The organism is Burkholderia sp. AW49-1 (genome assembly GCF_053427845.1).
Genome location: NZ_JBSAXF010000015.1, coordinates 1 through 21389 on the forward strand (window position 1 = coordinate 1; position 21389 = coordinate 21389).

Here is a 21389-nt window from a genome sequence, read left to right on the forward strand (position 1 = left end):
AAGAAAAAGCCCCTTCGAGGCGGCTTTTCAGGACTGCGGGATAACGTTCGGGCAGCGCGGCGAGCCGCTATGCCGGATAAAACACATCGTGGTAGCGGACTTCGCCCGTCGGGCGCGGCGCGCCTTCGTCGAACGCCAGCGCGAGGAAATACTCGGGCGGCGCATCCGGGAACACCAGATCGCCGGACTGCACGAAGTCGAAACGCGCGTAATACGCGGGATCGCCGAGCACGACGCAGCCGCGCGCACCGAGCCGGCGCAACGCGTCAAGCCCCGTGCGCACGAGCCCCGCACCGATGCTCTGCCGCTGGCATTCGGGCAGCACCGCAAGCGGCGCGAGCCCGTACCACTGCTGGCTGCCGGCCGGCTCGCCGCCGATCGACACCGGCGAAAACGCGACGTGACCGATCACGCGCTCGTCGCGCTCCGCGACGAGCGACACGCTGAGCACACCCTCCGCGCGCAGCGCATCGACGATCTGCCTTTCGAACTGACCGTGCTGCGGCTCGTCCGCGAACGCGGCCACGATCACGCGACCGATCGCATCGACATCGCTCGCGCGTTCGTCGCGCAGCGTGACGATCTCGACCGGTGCGTGCGGATCGAACATCAGCCGATCCAGCGGCGTGCGTTACGGAACACGCGCATCCACGGGCTGGCCTCGCCCCAGCCTTCCGGATGCCAGCTCATCGTGACCGTGCGGTGCACGCGCTCCATGTGCGGCATCAGCACCGAGAAGCGGCCGTCGGCCGTCGTGACCGACGTGATGCCGGCAGGCGAGCCGTTCGGGTTGAACGGATAACGCTCGGTCGCCTCGCCACGGTGGTCGACGTAGCGCATCGCGACCGCGACGCGATCGATGTCGCCCTGCTGCGAGAAGTCCGCATAGCCTTCGCCGTGCGCGACCGCCACCGGAATCCGCGAGCCTTCCATCCCCGCGAAGAAGATCGACGGCGACTTCTCCACTTCGACGAACGAGAAGCGCGCCTCGAACTGCTCGGACTTGTTGCGCGTGAACTTCGGCCATGCCTCCGCGCCCGGAATCATCGACGCGAGGCTCGACAGCATCTGGCAACCGTTGCAGATGCCGAGCGCGAACGTGTCGGGACGCGCGAAGAAGGCCGAGAACATGTCGGCGAGCTTCGCGTTGAAGCGGATCGTCTTCGCCCAGCCCTCGCCCGCACCCAGCACGTCGCCGTACGAGAAGCCGCCGCATGCCACCGCGCCCGCGAAATCGGCGAGCGTCGCGCGGCCGGCCAGCAGGTCGCTCATGTGCACGTCGTGCGCATCGAAGCCCGCGCGGTCGAACGCATAGGCCGTTTCGAGATGCGAGTTCACGCCCTGCTCGCGCAGGATCGCGACACGCGGACGCGCGCCCGTCGCGATGAAGGGTGCTGCGATGTCGTCGGCCGGGTCGAAGCTCAGCACCGGCGAGATGCCCGGGTCGGCCGCGTCGAGCAGCGCGTCGTATTCGGCGTCCGCGCAAGCGGGGTTGTCGCGCAGGCGCGCGATGCGCCAGCTCACTTCGCTCCACGCGCGATGGAGTTCAGCGCGCGGTGCGTCGAACACCTTCTTCGCGTCGCGGTACACCTCGATCACGTCGCGATCGTTGACCGTGCCGATCACGTGCGAGCACGCCGACAGACCGAACTCGCGCAGCGCGCCGAGCACCGCGTCGCGATCGGCCGCGCGCACCTGCACGACGGCGCCGAGTTCTTCCGAGAACAGCGCGCGCAGCGTGCGATCCTCGCGACGGCCGCTCGTCTGCTTCGCCCAGTCCTTCGCGTCGCCGTAGTCCGATTCGTGATTCGGGTCGAGCGTCAGCATGTCGACGTTCAGCGACACGCCCGCGTGACCCGCGAACGCCATTTCGCACACCGTCGCCCACAGGCCGCCGTCCGAGCGGTCGTGGTACGCGAGCAGCTTGTCTTGCGCGTTGAGCGACTGGATCGCGTTGAAGAAGCGCTTCAGGTCTTCCGGATCGTCGACGTCCGGCGTCGTATCGCCGACCTGCTGCGTGACCTGCGCGAAGATGCTGCCGCCCATCCGGTTCTTGCCTCGGCCGAGATCGATCGCGATCAGCACGCTGTCGCCCGCGTCGGCGATGCGGCGCAGTTGCGGCGTCAGGTGACGGCGCACGTCCTCGACCGGCGCGAACGCGGAGATGATCAGCGACACCGGCGACACCACTTCCTTCGCGACGCCCTGCTCGTCCCACTTGGTCTTCATCGACAGCGAATCCTTGCCGACCGGGATGCCGATTCCGAGCGCCGGGCACAGCTCCATGCCGATCGCCTTGACCGTGTCGAACAGCGCGGCGTCCTCGCCGGCCGTGCCGCACGCGGCCATCCAGTTCGCCGACAGCTTCAGCTTGTCGAGCGACGCGATCGGCGCGCTCGCGATGTTCGTGATCGCCTCGCCGACGGCCATGCGGCCCGATGCCGGCGCGTCGATCACCGCGAGCGGCGTGCGCTCGGCCATCGTCATCGCCTCGCCCTTGAAGCCCGCGTAGTCGAGCGCGGTCACCGCGCAGTCGGCCACCGGCACCTGCCACGGGCCGACCATCTGGTCGCGTACCGACGTGCCGCCGACCGAACGGTCGCCGATCGTGATCAGGAACGACTTGCTGCCGACCGTCGGGTGCTTCAGCACGTCGACCGCGACTTCCGACAGCGCGATGCCCGTCACCTCGACCGGCGCGCGCTCGGTCGCGACGCGCGCGACGTCGCGGTGCATGCGCGGCGGCTTGCCGAGCAGCACCTCCATCGGCATGTCGACCGGGAATTCCTCGATGCCCGTTGCTTCGTTGTCGACGAGCTTGAGCTGGCGTTCGTCGGTCGCGACGCCGACCACCGCGAACGGGCAGCGCTCGCGTGCGCAGATCGCCTCGAAGCGCGGCAGGTCGGCCGGTGCGATCGCCAGCACGTAGCGCTCCTGCGCCTCGTTCGACCAGATTTCACGCGGCGACAGGCCCGACTCCTCGAGCGCGACCTTGCGCAGCTCGAAGCGTGCGCCCTTGCCCGCGCCGTCGACGATTTCGGGGAACGCGTTCGACAAGCCGCCCGCGCCGACGTCGTGGATGCTAAGAATCGGGTTTTCCGCGCCGAGCTGCCAGCAGCCGTTGATCACTTCCTGCGCGCGCCGCTCGATTTCCGGGTTGCCGCGCTGCACCGAGTCGAAGTCGAGTTCGGCCGTGTTCGCGCCGGTCGCCATCGAGCTCGCCGCGCCGCCGCCCATGCCGATCCGCATGCCCGGGCCGCCGATCTGGATCAGCAGCGAACCTGCCGGCACGTCGTGCTTGTGCGTGTGTTGATCCGCGATGTTGCCGAGGCCGCCCGCGATCATGATCGGCTTGTGATAGCCGCGCACCTGGCCGCCGACGTTCTGCTCGTACACGCGGAAGTAGCCGCCGAGGTTCGGACGGCCGAATTCGTTGTTGAACGCGGCGCCGCCGAGCGGGCCTTCGATCATGATCTGCAGCGGCGACGCAATGCGGTCCGGGCGGCCGTACGGGCCGTGCGCATCGTTCGGGTTGCGCTCGCCGACCGGTTGCGCCGCGTCGCGTGCGTTTTCCCACGACTGGCGTGCATCCGGCAGATCGAGGTTCGACACGGTGAAACCCGTGAGGCCGGCCTTCGGACGCGCACCGCGACCCGTCGCGCCTTCGTCGCGGATCTCGCCGCCTGCGCCGGTCGCCGCGCCCGGGAACGGCGAGATCGCCGTCGGGTGGTTGTGCGTCTCGACCTTCATCAGCGTGTGGGTGAGCTCGGTGTGACGACCATAGCGTTCGCCCGGCTCGCCGGCCGCGCCCGCGTTGCGCGGGAACCAGCGCTCGGCTTCGGCGCCGACCATGATCGACGAGTTGTCCGAATACGCGACGATCGTGCCTTGCGGGCTCAGCTTTTCGGTGTTGCGGATCATTGCGAACAGCGACATGTCCTGCGCTTCGCCGTCGATCGTCCACTGCGCGTTGAAGATCTTGTGGCGGCAATGCTCGCTGTTTGCCTGCGCGAACATCATCAGTTCGACGTCGGTCGGGTTGCGTTCGAGCTTGCGGAACGCGTCGACCAGGTAGTCGATCTCGTCGTCGGCCAGCGCGAGGCCCAGCTCGACGTTCGCGCGCTCGAGCGCGGCGCGGCCGACGCCCAGCACGTCGACGGTCGCGAGCGGCTTGGCCGGCAGCTCGTCGAACAGGTGCTTCGCGTCGTCGCGCGCGGCGACCACGCTTTCGGTCATCCGGTCATGCAGCGCGGCCGCGACGGCTGCGCGCGCGTCGTCGGACAGCGCCTTCTTGCCGCCGAGCAGGCCCGACTTCAGCGTGACCGTGAATTCGACGCCGCGTTCGATGCGGCGCACTTGCGTGAGGCCGCAGTGCTGCGCGATGTCGGTCGCCTTGCTCGCCCACGGCGAAACCGTGCCGAAGCGCGGCAGCACGACGAACGTCTCGGCCGCGCCCTTCTCGGCCGCCGGCTCGAACGGCGCGCCGTAGTGCATCAGTGCGTCGATGCGTGCGCTGTCGTCGGCCGACAGCGGCTCGGCCGCATTGACGAAGTGCAGGAACTGGCCGCGCACCGCGACGATGTTGGCGTCGATTTGCCTGAGCGTGTCGAGCAGACGGGTTTGACGGAAATCGGAGAGGGCCGAAGCGCCGGGAAAACACGAGAAGTGAGCCATGGGCTGGACTGACGTCGATGAGTCGCGCGAGGTGGCGACGTGGGGCGAAAGGAAGGCCGTAATTATACCCGGAAGTCGGTCGTCCCAGACCGGCTGATCGGCACCCGTCACGCACCGCAACGGTGCACCGGCATCCGCGGCGGACCGCCGCCCGCCGCACCGGCCCGCACGGCCGCGGCGGCCGGCGTCCACGCGACGGCGGAATCGGACGCGGTCGCGCGACGCCGGTTCGTGCGATTTTGGCGCTATCATTCCCGGTTCACCGGGCCGGGAGCCCGTCAGCGAATCCTCACCGGGCGGCATGCATGCCGCCCGTCATCGAAGCAATTCATGGATGTCATCGTCATCGGCGGCGGAATCAGCGGCGTCGCCACCGCCTACCAGCTGCGCGCGGCCGGCCATCGCGTGTGCGTGGTCGAACGCCACGCGACCGTCGCGCAAGGCGCAACCTACGGCGACGGCGGCACGCTGCTGCCGAGCCCGCTCGACGTCTGGTTCGGCCCCACCTTCATGCGTGAGCGCCAGCCGCGCGACACCGGCATCGTCTACAAGCCGGGCTTCAACGGCGGCGTGCGCCGCTTCGTCAAGCAGCTCGCCGCGCTGCGCGACGCCGACGCATTCGCCGCGCAATTTGCGCGGCTGCGCCCGCTGATCGACGCGTCGCGCGAGTCGCTCGCCGACATCGAGGCGCGCTTCCAGCTCGAATTCGAGCAGAAACCCGGGATCCTGCACGTCGTGCGCGACCCGCGCGACTGGGAAGCGCTACAGCCGGCACTCGACCTGCTGCGTTCGCTCGACCAGCCGTACCGGGTGCTCACGGCCGACGAATGCGCGGCGCTCGAGCCTTCGTTGCCGGCCGAGCCCGGCTTTGCCGGCGGCGTGCTGCTCGAGAGCGAGCGCACAGGAAACTGCCCGCTGTTCGCGAAACTGGTCAAGCAGACGCTCGACGAGCACGGCGTGCAGTTCCGCTTCGGCGCCGACGTCGCCGCGATCCGCGTCGACACCGGCCGGGCCGCGGTCGAGCTCGCGCCGGCCGGCAGCCGGCACGCGAAGGCGCACGAGGTCGACGTGATGTCGGCCGACGCGATCGTGGTCGCCGCGGGCGCCGGCAGCCTGCCGCTGCTGGAGCGGCTCGGCTGGCGGCTGCCGCTGCATCCGGTGCGCGCGCACACGCTGACCGCCCCGGTCGCGTACGAAGAACATGCGCCGCACCTGAGCGTCGTCGATTCGATCAAGCGGATCTCGATCACGCGCACCCACCAGCGGTTGCGCATCGGCGGCGGCGCCGTGCTGCAGAGCCTCGCCGACACCGCGAAGCCGCTCCCCGAGCCGCTGTCCGAGGCCGCGCTCGCGCTGCTCGGCCAGGCCGTCCACGATTGGGTGCCGGGCGCCGCGAAAATTTCCGCCGCGCTGTCGTGGCAAGGCACGCAACTGCTGTCGCCGGATGGCCTGCCGGTCGTCGGTCCGACCCCGCATCCGCGCGTGTTCGTCAATTTCGGGCACGGCCCGGCCGGTTGGGGCCTCGCGTGCGGGTCTGCTAAAGTGGTGACCGACTGTCTGAGCGGCGACACGCAGCAGTGGCCCGCCGACACGCTCGCCGCGCTGAGCGCCGCGCGCTTCACGACCTGACCGCCACGGGCCCGTCCCGGGGCGGCCTCCTCCCGCCGCCATGACCCCGCGATGACGAATCCCCGCCCGCTTCCCGACTCCGCCCCGCTCGCGCTGCTGCGCGTCGCCGACCTGCGCGCGGCCGAGGCCGCCGCGACCGCCGAACTGCCGCCGCACACGCTGATGGGCCGCGCGGGCGCCGCCGCCGCGCGCTGGCTGTCCGAACGGGTGGCCGGCGACGACCGCCCGGTCTGGTTCGCGGTCGGCCCCGGCAACAACGGCGGCGACGCGCTGGTGGCCGCCGCGCAACTGCAGCAGCTCGGCGTCGCGACGCAGGCCTGGATGCCGGTGCCGGTCAAGCCGGACGATGCGCAATGGGCGCTCGGCCTCGCGCGCGCGGCCGGCGTGCCGCTGTCGACCGAACCGCCCGCCTCGCTCGACGATTACGCGTGGGTCGTCGACGGATTGTTCGGCATCGGCCTCGCTCGCGCACTCGACGGACCGTTCGCCGTCCAGGCCGCGCGCATCGCCGCACATGCCCGAAGCGGCGGCCGCGTGCTCGCGCTCGACGTACCGAGCGGGCTCGACAGCGACACGGGCCGGATCGTCGGCGCGGGCGTCGCCGTCACCGCGACGCACACGCTCACCTTCATCGGCGCGAAGCCTGGCCTTTACACCGGCGACGGCCGCGACCTCGCCGGCGAGATCGACATCGCGTCGCTCGACGTCGCACCGCCCGCCGCGCCGGCCGTCGTGCTGAATGCACCGGCACGGTTCGCCGCCGCGCTGCCCGCCCGCGCGTTCGCTTCGCACAAGGGCACGTTCGGCAACCTGGCGGTGCTCGGCGGCGACACCGGCATGTGCGGCGCGCCGATTCTCGCCGCGCGCGCCGCGCTGTTCGCGGGCGCCGGCAAGGTGCATGTCGGCTTTCTCGGCGCCGGCGCGCCACCGTACGACCCACCGTTTCCCGAACTGATGCTGCATCCGGCGGACAGCCTCGACCTCGATGCGATGTCCGCGATCGCGGCAGGCTGCGGCCTCGGCGCGCGCGAGGCCGCGGCCACGCTCGTGCGCGACGTACTCGCGCACGATGCCGCGACGCTGCTCGACGCCGACGCGTTGAACCTCGTCGCGACGCATGCCGACCTCGCCGCCGCCGTCGCCGCCCGCGGCACCCGCGGCAACGCGTGCGTGCTGACGCCGCATCCGCTCGAGGCAGCGCGTCTGCTCGGCAGCGATACCGCGACGGTGCAGCACGACCGATTGGCCGCGGCCCAGGCGCTGGCCGCGCGCTACGCGAGCATCGTCGTGCTGAAGGGTTCGGGCACGGTGATTGCGGCGCCAGACGGGCGCCTGACGATCAACCCGACCGGCAATGCGGCGCTCGCCACCGGCGGCACCGGCGACGTGCTCGGCGGCCTGATCGGCGCATTGCTCGCGCAGCGCGTCGCGCCGTACGAAGCCGCGCTTGCGGGCGTATACCTGCACGGCCTCGCGGCCGACACGCTGACCGCGAACGGCACGGGGCCGGCCGGCCTCACCGCGGGCGAACTCGCGCCGATGGTGCGCACGCTGATCAATCGCCTTTTTTACCCGTCGGCGCGCGCCGACATATAACGCCGCTATACTGGGTGCCCCGCCGCACGGCGGGCCCGCTCGTCCGCTGGCGTTCCGATCCCGATGCGCCGGCGCGGCATTCCTCCCGATTCACGCTTCACTCGAACCGCCATGACGCTGAATTCGCTCCCCGCCTGGACTGCCCTTCAATCCCACTTCGAACAGATCCGCCACGCGCGGCTGCGCGACTGGTTCGCGCCGGAAAACGACCGCGCGCCGACCCGTGCCGAACGCTTCACGATCCCCGGCGGCGGCCTTGCAGCCGACTTCTCGAAGAACCGCATCAACGACGACACGCTGCGCCTGCTCGTGCAACTGGCCCGCGAAGCGGGCGTCGAGGCGCGCCGCGACGCGATGTTCGCCGGCGAGATCGTCAACCCGACCGAAGGCCGCGCCGCGCTGCACACGGCATTGCGCGCGACCGACCCGCACGCGCCGTTCCATGCGCAGGTCAGCGCCGAGCGCGCGAAGATGGCGACCTTCGCACGCGCCGTGCGCAGCGGCGCGTGGACCGGCTACACCGGCAAGCGCATCCGCCACGTGATCAACATCGGCATCGGCGGCTCGGATCTCGGACCGAAGATGGTCACGCATGCGCTGCACCATGTCGCGACGCCCGACATTTCGACTCATTTCGTATCGAACGTCGACGGCGCCGATCTCGCGCGCGTGCTCGAACAGGTCGACCCGGAGGAGACGCTCGCGATCATCGTGTCGAAGACCTTCACGACGCTCGAGACGATGACGAACGCACGTTCGCTGCGCGACTGGTTCGTCGCGCGCGGCTGCCCGGAAGATGCGCTCGCGAAGCACTTCGTCGGCGTGTCGGCGAACCCGGCCGAAGTCGTGAAGTTCGGCATCTCCGCCGACAACGTGTTCGAAATGTGGGACTGGGTCGGCGGCCGCTACTCGCTGTGGTCGGCGGTCGGCCTGTCGATCATGATCGCGATCGGGCCCGAGCAGTTCGACGAACTCCTCGCCGGCGCGAACGACATGGACCGCCATTTCCGCGAGGCGCCGCTCGAGCGCAACCTGCCGGTGCTGCTCGGCCTGATCGGCATCTGGTATCGCAACTTCTTCGGCTCGCAGAGCTATCTCGTCGCGCCGTATTCGGAAGCGCTGCACTACCTGCCGTCGTACCTGCAGCAGCTCGAGATGGAAAGCAACGGCAAGTCCGCACGCCTGGACGGCACGTTCGTCGACTACCCGACGTCGGCCGTCACGTGGGGCGAGCCGGGCACCAACGGCCAGCACGCGTTTTTCCAGATGCTGCACCAGGGCCCGACGATCGTGCCGATCGACTTCATCGCGGTGCTGACGCCCGAGCATCCGCTCGCGAGCCATCACCCGAAGCTGCTCGCGAACTGCTTCGCGCAGAGTGAAGCGCTGATGCTCGGCCGCACGCTCGACGAAGCGCGCAAGGTCGCCGGCCCCGGCAAGGAAGCGCTCGCGCCGCACCTGACCTTCCCCGGCAACCGCCCGACGACGACGCTGCTGGTGGATGCGCTGACGCCGCGCACGCTCGGCGCGCTGATCGCGCTCTACGAGCACAAGGTGCTGGTGCAGGCAACGGTGTGGGACATCAATCCGTTCGACCAGTGGGGCGTCGAGCTCGGCAAGATTCTCGGCAAAGTCGTCGAAGCCGACCTGGCGGCCGAATCGGTCGATCCCGCGAAGCACGATTCGTCGACGACCGCGCTGATCGAGCGCGCGCGGGCGGCGCTCAAGCGCTGACGCGACAGCGTCGAACGCATGCCGGCCGCGCCGGGCGATCTACCCTGCGCGGCCGGCAAGAAATTCGGTCTCGCGCTATGCCGCGTGCGGCGCGACGATGCGGCCGGCGTCGATGGTGACCGTCGTCGCGCAGCGCCGCGCGAGTTCGGCATCGTGCGTGACGAGCACGAGCGTCGCCCCGTGCGTGCGGTTCAGTTCGAACATCAGGTCGATGACGGCATGGCCCGTGGCCGCATCGAGGCTGCCGGTCGGTTCGTCGGCGAACAGGATTGCGGGATGCGTGACGAACGCGCGCGCGAGCGCGACGCGCTGTTGCTCGCCACCCGACAGCAGCTTCGGATAATGCGCGGTGCGCTCGCCGAGACCGACCTGCACGAGCAACGCGCGCGCCCGATCGGCGGCGTCGCGCGCGTTGATGCCGCCTTGCAGCTCGAGCGGAAGCATCACGTTCTCGAGTGCCGTCAGGTGCGGCATCAACTGAAACGACTGGAACACGAACCCGACGGCGCCATTGCGCAGCGCGGCGCGCTCGTCCTCGTCGAGCTGGTCGAGCGCGCGACCGAGCAGGCGAACCGTGCCGCTCGTCGCGCTGTCCAATCCCGCAAGCAGGCCGAGCAGCGTCGATTTGCCGGACCCCGACGCGCCGACGATTGCGAGACTGCTGCCGGGCCGCACCGCGAACGTGATGCCGTCGAGGATCGTCAGCTCGCCCGTTGCGTCGGCAACCCGCTTGCACACGTCATGGACTTCGATGATCGGATCGGTAATCTTGAACATGGATACGACATTCCGCTGGAAAAGACGCGCGGCGCTCGCCGCATTGCTGGGTACCCTCCTCGCAGCAAACGTACCCGCTCGCGCTGCGACGGCGGCGGCCTCGACATCGGGCCAGCCCGCGCTCGTCGTGCTCGGCGACAGCCTGTCGGCCGAATACGGGTTGCCACGCGACACCGGCTGGGTTGCGTTGTTGCGGCAACGGCTCGCGACCGAGCGAATCGATTATAGCGTCGCGAACGCAAGCGTCAGCGGCGACACCACGAGCGGCGGCCGCGCGCGACTGCCTGCGGTGCTGCAACGGCTCAAGCCGTCGATCGTCGTCGTCGAGCTCGGCTCGAACGACGCGCTGCGGGGCGTGCCGCTCGCGACGACCGAACAGAACCTGCGCGACATCATCGCCGATGCGCGGCAAGCGCGAGCGAAGGTCCTGCTGGTCGGCATGTACGTGCCGCCCAACTACGGGCCCGATTACACGCAGAAATTCCATGCGGTCTACACGCGCGTGTCGAAAGAACTCGGCGTACCGCTCGTGCCGTTCCTGCTGGCCGGCATCGAGAACAAGCCGGAGATGTTCCAGCCGGACCAGATGCATCCCGCGCAGCGAGCACAGGGCATCCTGCTCGACAACGTCTGGCCGGCGCTGAAGCCGCTGCTCGGCAAGCCGCGCGGCTGACCTCGCGGCACGTCACCGCCGGAAAGCAAAAAGCCCCGCTTCGAGCGGGGCTTTTTGTTGCTGCACGCGAAACCGCGAACGGCGCTTCGCCTGGCGGCCGCTTGGTCGCGCCTCAGTTGCCGCCGTCCTGCGACTGGCTCTGCGTGGTGCCGTACAGCTTCACCTTCGAGCGGTCGCGCAGCGCGGCGAGATACGCCTCGCCTTCGCTTTGCGCTTCGACCTGCGCCATCTGCTGCTGCGCGGCGGCGAGCTGCTGCGGATCGACGGCCGTACCCGGAATCACCGCGTTCACGCGATAGATCGCGTAGCCGTCCGCTCCGAGATCGACACCGACGTATGCCGGCAGCGTCTTCGCATCGATCTTGTAGACGGCGCTCAGCGCCGCCGGCGTCAGGCCCTGCGACTGCGTGCGCGATACCTTCTGCGCGGCCGTAAAGCCATCGGCCGACTTCGACTTCTGCAACTCGGCCAGCTTCGCCGCGCCGTCCTTCTTCGCGAGTTCCGCGGCCTGCTCGGCGATGACCTTCTGACGCACCGCGTCCTTGATCGTATCGAGCGCCGGCACGGCAGCCGGCTTGTAGTCGGTCACGCGCGCCGAGATCAGCGTGTTGTTGCCCACGTCGATCGCCTGCGTGTTGTTCTGGCTCTTCACCGAGTCGTTCGCGAACACCGCAGCGAGGAACTTCGGATTGTTCAGCGGGCTCGTCGGCGGCAGTTGCGGATTCGGCGTCGGCGTGACGGTGGCCGTCTGGATCGTCAGCTTGTACTTGTCGGCGGCCGGCTGCAGCGTCTTCGCCTTTTCATAGACGGTCGACGTGAAGCCTTCCGCGTTGTCCGAGAATGCCTTCGCCGCGTATTGCTGCTTCAGGTCGACTGCGATCTGGTCCTTCACGTCCGCAAACGGCTTGACGACCGACGGCTTCACTTCCGTCGCCTTCAGGATGTGGAAACCGAGATCCGATTGCACGATACCGCTCACGTCGCCCTGCTTCAGCGCGAACGCGGCATCGTCGAACGCCTTGCCGCCCGCCGTCGAGCCACGCGTGATGAAGCCCAGATCGCCGCCCTTCGCCGCCGACGGCGCGTCCTGCGAGCTCTTCTGCGCGATCTGCGCGAACTGGTCCGGATGCGCCTTCACGTCGGCCAGCAGCTGCTCGGCCTTCGCCTTCGCGGCCGCCTTGTCGGCCGCGCTTGCGTCGCTCGCCGCGGCGATGAAGATGTGGCTCACGCGCACCTGCGCTTCCGAGCGGAAGTGCGTCGGGTTGTCGTCGTAGAACTTCTTGATGTCGGCATCGGTCGGCTGCGCGCTCGCGGCGGCAGCTGCCGGCGAATAGACGAGATACTGGATCGTCGCGGTTTCCGGCGTCGCGAAGCCCTGCTTGTGCGCGTCGTAGTATGCGGTGAGCTGTGCGTCGGTCGGCTGCACCTTCGTCGCGAAGTCGCTCGTCTTCAGCACGAGCGCCTGCACTTCACGCTGCTGCGCAGCCAGTTCCGACAGCCGTTGCGCCGGCCCCTTCGGCGTGAATGCGCTCGCCACGATGCTCGCCGGAATCTGCTGCAGCGCGAGGCTGTAGCGCACGCGTTCCTGGTACTGCTCGGGCGTCATCCCCTGGAACGACAACAGTTGCGCGTAGCGCTGGACGTCGATCGTACCGTCGGGTTTCTTCAGCGACGCGATCATCGGGTCGCTCATCAGCGCGTCGCGCACCGCGTTGTCGGATGCGGTCAGGTGCAGGCGCTGCGTCTCGTCGGCCAGCACGCGTTGCTGGATCAGGCCGTCGAGCACTTGCTTGCGATGTTCGGGCGTGTCGAATGCCTTGATGTCGAACTGCCCGCCGAGCGCCTGGCGCGCCTGGTCGATCTGCTGGCGGAACGCGCCGTCGAATTCGACCCGCGTGATCTTGTGCCCGTTGACCGCCGCGACGTTCGCGCTGTCGTCGAAGAAGCCGCGGAAACCTTGGATCCCGACGAAACCCAGCCCCGGCAACACGATCAGGAGCAGGAGCGCCATCATCAGGCGCTGGTGATTACGGAAGAAATCGAGCATGCGTGACGGGAAAATTGGACAAAACGTCCGATATTACAACATACGGGGTGGCACGGGAAAAAAGCAGGTGCGCAACGAACGTGCGCAACCGACGACGCAAATGAAAAAGCCCGCACGAGGCGGGCTTTCTCATTTTTTGGCGGAGCGGACGGGACTCGAACCCGCGACCCCCGGCGTGACAGGCCGGTATTCTAACCGACTGAACTACCGCTCCTTGGTCTGGCTGAATCAGGAAACTGGTGGGTGCTGAGGGGTTCGAACCCCCGACCTACGCCTTGTAAGGGCGCCGCTCTACCAGCTGAGCTAAGCACCCGTTTCCGATTCGTTCTGGCTGCGATCTGCGTTTCGGCATCAACAACCAGCGAGCCCGCAAGTTTAATTCATTCCCGATCATTTTGCCAAGCCCGTGCGCAAAAAATTTTAACGCGCCGCTCAATCCACGATGTCGAAGCACGTAAAAAAAACCCGCGGACGCGCCGCGGGTTTCGTGAACAACCGTCAGGGACGGCGTTCAGGTTTTCAGTGCTTGACGACTTCCGTCGAGCCGGCATCCTTCGCCGCCTCGCCCACCGGTGCCGCAGCCTTCGCCTCTTCTTCCGGCGGCAGCGGGGTCGGCGTACGTTCGAGCGCGAGCTCGAGCACCTTGTCGATCCAGCGGACCGGCACGATCTCGATCGCGTTCTTCACGTTGTCCGGAATGTCCGCAAGATCCTTCACGTTCTCTTCCGGGATCAGCACGAGCTTGATGCCACCGCGATGCGCAGCCAGCAGCTTCTCCTTCAGCCCACCGATCGGCAGCACTTCGCCACGCAGCGTGATCTCGCCCGTCATCGCGACATCAGCACGCACGGGAATGCCCGTCAGCACCGACACCAGCGCGGTCGTCATCGCACCGCCGGCGGACGGACCGTCCTTCGGCGTCGCGCCTTCCGGCACGTGGATGTGGATGTCCTGCTTCTCGAACGCCTCGTCCTTGATACCCAGACGGCGCGAACGCGAGCGCACGACCGAACGTGCAGCCTCGACCGACTCCTTCATCACGTCGCCCAGCGAACCCGTGCGGATCACGTTGCCCTTGCCCGGCATCACTGCGGCTTCGATCGTCAGCAGGTCGCCGCCGACTTCCGTCCACGCGAGGCCCGTCACCTGACCGACCTGGTTTTCCTTCGCCGCGAGGCCGAAGTCGTACTTGCGCACGCCGAGGAACGTATCGAGGTTCTCGCCATCGACCTTGATCGCGCCCGATGCCTTCTTCAGCAACAGCATCTTCACGACCTTGCGGCAGATCTTCGACACTTCCCGCTCGAGCGAACGCACACCGGCTTCGCGCGTGTAGTAGCGGATGATGTCGCGGATCGCCTGCTCGGCGACCTCGATCTCGCCGTCCTTCAGACCGTTGTTCTTCTTTTGCTTCGGCAGCAGGTAGCGCTGCGCGATGCTGACCTTCTCGTCTTCCGTGTAACCCGACAGACGAATCACTTCCATCCGGTCTAGCAGCGGCGGCGGGATGTTCAGCGAGTTCGACGTCGCGACGAACATCACGTCCGACAGGTCGAAGTCGACTTCGATGTAGTGGTCGGCGAACGTGTGGTTCTGTTCCGGATCGAGCACTTCGAGCAGCGCCGACGACGGATCGCCGCGGAAATCCATGCCCATCTTGTCGACTTCGTCGAGCAGGAAGAGCGGATTGCGCACGCCGACCTTCGCCAGGCTTTGCAGGATCTTGCCCGGCATCGAGCCGATGTACGTGCGGCGGTGACCGCGGATCTCGGCTTCGTCACGCACGCCGCCGAGCGCCATCCGGACGAACTTGCGGTTCGTCGCGCGAGCGATCGACTGGCCGAGTGAGGTCTTGCCGACGCCCGGGGGCCCGACGAGGCACAGGATCGGCGCCTTCACCTTGTCCACGCGCTGTTGCACCGCGAGGTACTCGAGGATGCGTTCCTTCACCTTCTCGAGGCCGAAGTGATCTTCGTCGAGGACCTGCTCGGCGTTCGACAGGTCGTTGTTGACCTTGCTCTTCTTGCGCCACGGCAGGCCGATCAGCGTGTCGATGTAGTTGCGCACGACGGTCGCTTCCGCCGACATCGGCGACATCAGCTTCAGCTTCTTGAGCTCGGCATCGGCCTTCTTCTTCGCTTCCTTCGGCATGCGCGCGGCGTTGATGCGCTTCTCGAGTTCCTCGAGATCCGCACCCTCTTCGCCTTCGCCCAGTTCCTTCTGGATCGCCTTGACCTGTTCGTTCAGGTAGTACTCGCGCTGGCTCTTTTCCATCTGGCGCTTCACGCGCCCGCGAATGCGCTTTTCAACCTGCAGGATGTCGATCTCGGCTTCGAGCTGCGCGAGCAGGTGCTCGAGGCGCTCGATGACCGGGAGCATCTCGAGGATGTGCTGCTTCTGGTCGAGCTTCAGCGGCAGACGCTCGGCGATCATGTCCGCGAGGCGACCGGCTTCATCGATGCCCGACAGCGACGTGAGAATTTCCGGCGGGATCTTCTTGTTCAGCTTCACGTACTGATCGAACTGCGACACGATCGCACGGCGCAGCGCTTCCGTTTCCGCGCTGTCGGCGTGATCGGGCTCGAGCGGCATTACTTCACAGGAGAACTGCGTCTCCTGCTCTTCGATCGACAACGCCTTCGCACGCTGCAGGCCCTCGACGAGCACCTTCACGGTGCCGTCCGGCAGCTTCAGCATCTGCAGGATGTTGGCGATACAACCGACCTCGTACATGTCCTTTTCGGTCGGTTCGTCCTTGGCCGCGGTTTTCTGGGCGACGAGCATGATGTGCTTGCCGCCTTCCATCGCTGCTTCGAGGGCCTTGATCGATTTCGGCCGGCCGACGAAGAGCGGAATGACCATGTGCGGGAAAACGACGACGTCCCGCAGCGGCAGCAGCGGGAGCGTGATGCGTTCCGGCGGGAGAAGTTGGGTGCCTGACATTTCATTTCCCCATGAGTGGAATCAATTGTTCGGTAATTGAGGCCGCCACAACGAATTGCAAGCCTTCAAGTGCGGGAAATATTCGGTAAGAAAGTAACCACCGCGTGTCGAGTCAGAGTTACCCACAAGATAAACGAAAAAAAGCCGCCCACGGACTCATGAACGGCCTTTTTCGCAGAACATCGTCGGCTAGCCGGTCAGTTCGAACCCGCCACCTTCGGCGTGTCCTCATAGATCAGCAGGGGCTTGCCGTCGCCATCGATGACGTTCTCGTCGATGATGACCTTGCTGACCCCTTTCATCGCCGGCAGCTCGTACATCACGTCGAGCAACGCCTGTTCGATGATCGAACGCAAACCGCGCGCGCCGGTCTTGCGGCGGATCGCCTTGCGGGCGACTGCCTGCAGCGCGCCCGGCCGGATTTCCAGCTCGACGCGCTCCATCGCGAACAGCTTGTGATACTGCTTGACGAGCGCATTCTTCGGCTCGACGAGAATCTTCATCAGCGCGGCTTCGTCGAGCTTGCCGAGCGTCGCGACCACCGGCAGACGGCCGATCAATTCGGGGATCAGACCGAATTTGATCAGGTCTTCCGGTTCCGTTTCGCGCAGCACTTCGCCCGCGTCACGTTCCTGCTTGCTCTTGACCGTCGCGCCGAAGCCGATGCCGGTCTTCTCCGTACGATCGGTGATCACCTTCTCGAGCCCGTCGAACGCGCCGCCGCAGATGAACAGGATGTTGGTCGTGTCGACCTGGATGAAATCCTGATTCGGATGCTTGCGGCCGCCCTGCGGCGGCACCGACGCCATCGTGCCCTCGACGAGCTTCAGCAATGCCTGCTGGACGCCCTCGCCCGACACGTCGCGCGTGATCGACGGGTTGTCCGACTTGCGGCTGATCTTGTCGATTTCGTCGATGTAGACGATCCCGCGCTGAGCCTTGTCGACCTCGTAGTTGCAGTTCTGCAACAGCTTCTGGATGATGTTCTCGACGTCCTCGCCGACATAGCCGGCTTCGGTCAGCGTCGTCGCATCGGCGATCACGAACGGCACGTTCAGCAACCGCGCGAGCGTCTGCGCGAGCAGCGTCTTGCCGGAGCCCGTCGGGCCGATCAGCAGGATGTTGCTCTTCGACAGCTCGACGTCGTCCTTCTTGTCGAGGTGCTTGAGGCGCTTGTAGTGGTTGTACACGGCCACCGCGAGAATCTTCTTCGCGCGCTCCTGGCCGATCACGTACTGATCGAGGATGTCGCGAATTTCCTGCGGGCTCGGCAGATCCGACCGGGACAGGCTGGCCTCGACGCCGGCGGCAGCCGCCTCGTCGCGAATGATCTCGTTGCAGAGGTCGATGCACTCATCGCAGATGAATACCGACGGGCCCGCGATGAGTTTCTTCACCTCATGCTGGCTCTTCCCGCAAAACGAGCAATACAACAGCTTCTCGCTGTTCGAACCTTTTTTGTCCGCCATGAATGTAGAGCCTCCGGACAGGTAAATGACATGATACGCCGAATGCTCCGAACGCCGCGCCTAGGGCGCGACCGGAGCCGGCTGGATGCGCTTGCCGCAGATGCTCAGGGCACTCGGGACGTTGCAGGGGCGCCGCACGAATCGGGGCGGCACCCCACTTAAGTTTACGGGCGCTTCAGCAGCACCTGATCGATCAGCCCGTACGCCTTCGCATCTTCGCTCGACATGAAGTTATCACGGTCGGTGTCGCGCGCGATGCGCTCGACGTCCTGGCCCGTATGCTGCGCGAGCAGGTTGTTCAGCCGTTCCTTCAGGTAGAGGATTTCGCGCGCCTGGATCTCGATGTCGGACGCCTGGCCGCGCGCGCCGCCGAGCGGCTGGTGAATCATCACGCGCGAGTTCGGCAGCGCGAAACGCTTGCCCTTCGCGCCCGACGCGAGCAGGAACGCGCCCATGCTGGCAGCGAGGCCCATGCAGAGGGTCGATACGTCCGGCTTGATGAACTGCATCGTGTCGTAGATCGCCATGCCGGCCGACACCGAGCCGCCCGGGCTGTTGATGTAGAGGCTGATGTCCTTGTCGGGGTTCTCGCTCTCGAGGAACAGCAATTGCGCGACCACGAGGTTGGCGGTCTGGTCGTTCACTTCGCCGACCATGAACACCAGGCGCTCCTTCAGGAGACGCGAATAGATATCGTACGAACGCTCGCCGCGGCCGCTCGTTTCGACGACGATCGGCACCAGCCCCAGCGCTTGCGCCTCGAAACCCTGCGGCGCGTTCGAAGCAAGCATGTCCAGCAATTCAGCGCGAGTGATCATTCAATGAACCTTGTTCGAATGGAAAATTGAACGGAGGGAAGCCGCCCGCTCAATCGCCATATTAATGGCAACCGTGCGCTTGACGTAAAAACGGCGTGCGGGCCGTCGCTCCGACAGCCGGCACGCCGCTAGAGCGACACTTACGCTTGCGCCGACGCGCTCGCGAGTGCCTCGAAGCTCACTTCCTTGTCCGTCACCTTTGCCTTGCCCAGCACGAAGTCGACGACGTTGCTTTCAACGACGAACGCTTCCATCTCGGCGAGGCGCTGCTGGTTCGAATAATACCAGCGGACCACTTCCTTCGGGTCTTCGTAGCTCTTCGCGAACTCGTCGACTTCCGCGCGGATCTGCTCCGGCTTCGCTTCGAGGCTGTTCGACTTCACGAGTTCGGCCAGCACGAGGCCCAGCTTCACGCGACGCTCTGCCTGCTCGGCGAACATCTCGGCCGGGATCGGTGCGTCCTTCGCGTTCGGCACGCCGCGCTGCGCCAGATCCTGGCGAGCCATTTCGACGAGCCGTTGCTGGTCCTGCTCGATCAGCGCCTTCGGCACGTCGAGTTCGGAAATCTTCAGCAGCGCGTCCATCACCTGGTTCTTGACGATGGCTTGCGTGCGACGCTTCGCTTCACGCTCGAGGTTTTCCTTGATTTCGGCGCGCATCTTCGTCAAGTCGCCGTCTTCGATGCCGAGCGACTTCGCGAATTCGGCGTCGATTTCCGGCATGTGCGGCCACTCGATCTTCTTCATCGTGACCGTGAATTGCGCCGTCTTGCCCGCCACGTCCTTGCCGTGGTAGTCGTCCGGGAACTTCAGGTCGAACGTACGCTGCTCGCCGGCCTTCAGGCCCAGTGCCGCCGTTTCGAATTCCGGCAGCATGCGGCCTTCGCCGAGCACGAACGGGAAGTCTTCGGCCGTACCGCCCTGGAACGCGACGTCGTCAATCTTGCCGACGAAGTCGACCGTCACGCGGTCGCCGTTCTTCGCCGCGGTGTCCGCACCGCCGTCGCCATGCTCGCCAGCTTCGCCGCGCGCGTGGAAGTGCACGCGTTGCTTGCGCAGGATTTCCAGCGTGCGGTCGATTTCGGCGTCGCCGATCGACGTCGTCGAGCGCTCGACTTCCGCCGTCGCCAGATCGCCGATCTTCACTTCCGGGTAAACCTCGAACGTCGCGTCGAACGCGTATGCATCCTCAACCTGCTCCTGCTTCGGCTCGAAGCTCGGCTGGCCGGCGACGCGCAGGTTTTCCGCGCGGCTGATCGTGAAGAATTCCTGGCCGATCTTGTCGCTCAGCACTTCCGCCTCGACCTGGCCCGCGTACTGCTGGGCAACCATCTTGAGCGGCACCTTGCCCGGGCGGAAACCCGGCATGCGAACGTTCTTCGCGAGTTTCTGGATACGGGCGTCGATTTCCTTCTGCACGGTGTCCTTCGGCAGGGAAATCGTCACGCGGCGTTCAAGCTTGCCGAGGTTCTCAACAACGTTAGCCATGGCTTCAATCGTCCTAAAATTATTCGAGCGAATCGGGTTTTCCTTGCCGTGCCTGCCTGCGGCGTGAGTGCATCGCATGCACACGCCGCGCCGGAGCGCCACGCCATCCCTGCACGCGCCGAATGGCTAGCGCAAGCGGCTCGGAGCACGGCTTTGGCCGGAAGAATCGACTATTCTAGCAAACAATTTTCCTCGTACCGCCAGATCGGTACGACAACGATGCCGACCGGCCATGCCGCCCGCTCCCGCGCACGGCAATGCGCGCGGATCGCCGCTATGCCGAACGGCGTATCCACCGCCAGCCCGCCATCCTGTAAGCTCCGATTGAGGATGCGCCGCGCTTGCGGCCGCCATTTTTCACACCAATCACGCCTTCCGGAGACACCATGCCGCAACACCCGTCCGCGCCTGTCGTCGTCATCGCGCCCGATTCGTTCAAAGGCTCGCTTTCCGCCGAGCAGGTCGCGGACGCGATCGCCACCGGCATCCGCCGTGCCCGTCCCGACGCGGTCGTGCGCTGCTGCCCGATGGCCGACGGCGGCGAAGGCACGCTCGACGCGATGCTGGCGGGCGGCGGCACGCGGCGCACGCTGCGGGTGGCCGGCGCGTCGCTCGTGGCACGCGACGCGGCGGTCGGCGTGATCGATCCGCGCACCGCGATCGTCGAGACTGCCGAGATCGTCGGCATCACCGATGCGGTCGGCATGAGCGTGCCTGTCGACGCACGCAGCACGCGCGGCATGGGCGAAGCGATCCGCACACTGCTCGACGAAGGCGTGCGCCGCTTCTTCGTCGCGCTCGGCGGCAGCAGCACCAACGACGCGGGCGCGGGGTTGCTCGCGGGCCTCGGCCTGCAATGCTTCGACGCGGCCGGCCAGCCGGTCGAACCCGTCCCGGCGCGGCTCGCCGATATCGCGCGGATCGACGCGTCGGGGCTCGATCCGCGCCTGACGGAAGCGGAATTCATCGGCATGTCCGACGTCGACAACCCGCTGACGGGCGCGCACGGCGCGACCGCGGTGTTCGGTCCGCAAAAGGGCGTGACACCCGAGCAGGTTGCGACCCTCGACGCCGCGCTCGGCCGTTTCGCGGACCTGCTCGAGGCCGCGCTCGACCGGCGAGGCCGTGACCTGCCGGGCGCCGGCGCCGCGGGCGGGCTCGGATTCGCGTTGCACATGCTGGGCGCACAGTTCGAAGCCGGCGCTGAAGTCGTCGCGCGGCAGATCGGGCTCGATGCCGCGCTCGCCGGCGCCGACTGGCTGATCACCGGCGAAGGCCGCTCCGACGTGCAGACACTGCACGGCAAGGCACCGTTCATCGCCTGCCGTCATGCGCGGGTCGCGGGCGTGCCCGCGTCGCTACTGTCGGGCGCGGTCGACCCTGCAGCGCTGTCGCGCCTGTCCGAACACTTTTCCGGCTGCTTCTCACCCGCGCCCGGCCCGATCACGCTCGACGTCGCGATCCGCGACGCGGCGAACCTGCTCGCGAACGAAGCCGAACAGTTGACACGGCTGAAGTACGGCGCACACTGACCGTTGACCC

General features: G+C 67.0%; 13 protein-coding genes and 2 tRNA genes. 5 read left to right on the forward strand and 10 right to left on the reverse strand.

The annotated features are described in order from the left end of the window. Window positions 1-67: 67 nt before the first annotated feature. Together ACV22W_RS21720 and purL are read right to left on the reverse strand one after the other, a co-directional pair. Complete coding sequence (locus ACV22W_RS21720; RefSeq protein WP_448021650.1) at window positions 68-610, reverse strand: GNAT family N-acetyltransferase; 543 nt, start codon at window positions 608-610, stop codon at window positions 68-70. After that, the gene (gene purL / locus ACV22W_RS21725) at window positions 610-4674 is read right to left on the reverse strand and encodes a phosphoribosylformylglycinamidine synthase (protein WP_448021651.1); all 4065 of its coding nucleotides are present in this window, start codon (window positions 4672-4674) and stop codon (window positions 610-612) included. Before purL ends, ACV22W_RS21720 begins: the two co-directional genes overlap by 1 nt. A 330-nt stretch (window positions 4675-5004) precedes the next feature. Here purL and ACV22W_RS21730 point away from each other — a divergent pair, with 330 nt between their 5' ends. The 3 genes from ACV22W_RS21730 to pgi all read left to right on the forward strand — a co-directional run bounded on the left by ACV22W_RS21730 (window position 5005) and on the right by pgi (window position 9633). Continuing rightward, the gene (locus tag ACV22W_RS21730) at window positions 5005-6303 is read left to right on the forward strand and encodes an FAD-dependent oxidoreductase (protein ID WP_448021653.1); all 1299 of its coding nucleotides are present in this window, start codon (window positions 5005-5007) and stop codon (window positions 6301-6303) included. A gap of 51 nt (window positions 6304-6354) precedes the next feature. Further along, window positions 6355-7899 (forward strand): NAD(P)H-hydrate dehydratase, encoded by a 1545-nt coding sequence (locus tag ACV22W_RS21735; RefSeq protein WP_448021655.1) that lies wholly within the window; start codon window positions 6355-6357, stop codon window positions 7897-7899. A 111-nt stretch (window positions 7900-8010) separates the two neighbouring features. Next, complete coding sequence (gene pgi / locus ACV22W_RS21740; protein WP_448021656.1) at window positions 8011-9633, forward strand: glucose-6-phosphate isomerase; 1623 nt, start codon at window positions 8011-8013, stop codon at window positions 9631-9633. Between the two features lie 75 nt (window positions 9634-9708). On the opposite strand, the gene ACV22W_RS21745 is transcribed toward pgi, so the two are convergent. Next, a complete protein-coding gene (locus ACV22W_RS21745; protein ID WP_059449953.1) occupies window positions 9709-10410 on the reverse strand; it encodes an ABC transporter ATP-binding protein in 702 nt (233 codons plus the stop codon). Here ACV22W_RS21745 and ACV22W_RS21750 point away from each other — a divergent pair. Beyond that, window positions 10409-11083, forward strand: coding sequence for an arylesterase (locus ACV22W_RS21750; protein ID WP_448021658.1), 675 nt, complete (start codon window positions 10409-10411; stop codon window positions 11081-11083). The genes ACV22W_RS21745 and ACV22W_RS21750 overlap by 2 nt on opposite strands. A 112-nt stretch (window positions 11084-11195) precedes the next feature. On the opposite strand, the gene ACV22W_RS21755 is transcribed toward ACV22W_RS21750, so the two are convergent. The 7 genes from ACV22W_RS21755 to tig form a co-directional block, all read right to left on the reverse strand. Continuing rightward, on the reverse strand, window positions 11196-13130 hold the full coding sequence (locus ACV22W_RS21755; protein WP_448021659.1) for a SurA N-terminal domain-containing protein: 1935 nt from the start codon (window positions 13128-13130) through the stop codon (window positions 11196-11198). A gap of 137 nt (window positions 13131-13267) precedes the next feature. Further along, window positions 13268-13344: transfer RNA gene (locus ACV22W_RS21760), tRNA-Asp, on the reverse strand. Window positions 13345-13367: 23 nt separating this feature from the next. Then, window positions 13368-13443, reverse strand: a tRNA-Val gene (locus tag ACV22W_RS21765). A 206-nt stretch (window positions 13444-13649) separates the two neighbouring features. Next, window positions 13650-16073, reverse strand: a complete 2424-nt coding sequence (lon, locus tag ACV22W_RS21770) for an endopeptidase La (RefSeq protein WP_448021661.1) — start codon at window positions 16071-16073, stop codon at window positions 13650-13652. Window positions 16074-16270: 197 nt separating this feature from the next. Continuing rightward, complete coding sequence (gene clpX / locus ACV22W_RS21775; protein ID WP_006754177.1) at window positions 16271-17542, reverse strand: ATP-dependent Clp protease ATP-binding subunit ClpX; 1272 nt, start codon at window positions 17540-17542, stop codon at window positions 16271-16273. A gap of 164 nt (window positions 17543-17706) precedes the next feature. Further along, window positions 17707-18360 (reverse strand): ATP-dependent Clp endopeptidase proteolytic subunit ClpP, encoded by a 654-nt coding sequence (gene clpP, locus ACV22W_RS21780; protein ID WP_006496351.1) that lies wholly within the window; start codon window positions 18358-18360, stop codon window positions 17707-17709. A 140-nt stretch (window positions 18361-18500) separates the two neighbouring features. Further along, complete coding sequence (tig, locus tag ACV22W_RS21785; protein ID WP_448021662.1) at window positions 18501-19847, reverse strand: trigger factor; 1347 nt, start codon at window positions 19845-19847, stop codon at window positions 18501-18503. A 386-nt stretch (window positions 19848-20233) separates the two neighbouring features. Between tig and ACV22W_RS21790 the strand changes: the two genes are divergently transcribed. Then, the gene (locus ACV22W_RS21790; RefSeq protein ID WP_448021664.1) at window positions 20234-21379 is read left to right on the forward strand and encodes a glycerate kinase; all 1146 of its coding nucleotides are present in this window, start codon (window positions 20234-20236) and stop codon (window positions 21377-21379) included. Window positions 21380-21389 lie beyond the last annotated feature (10 nt).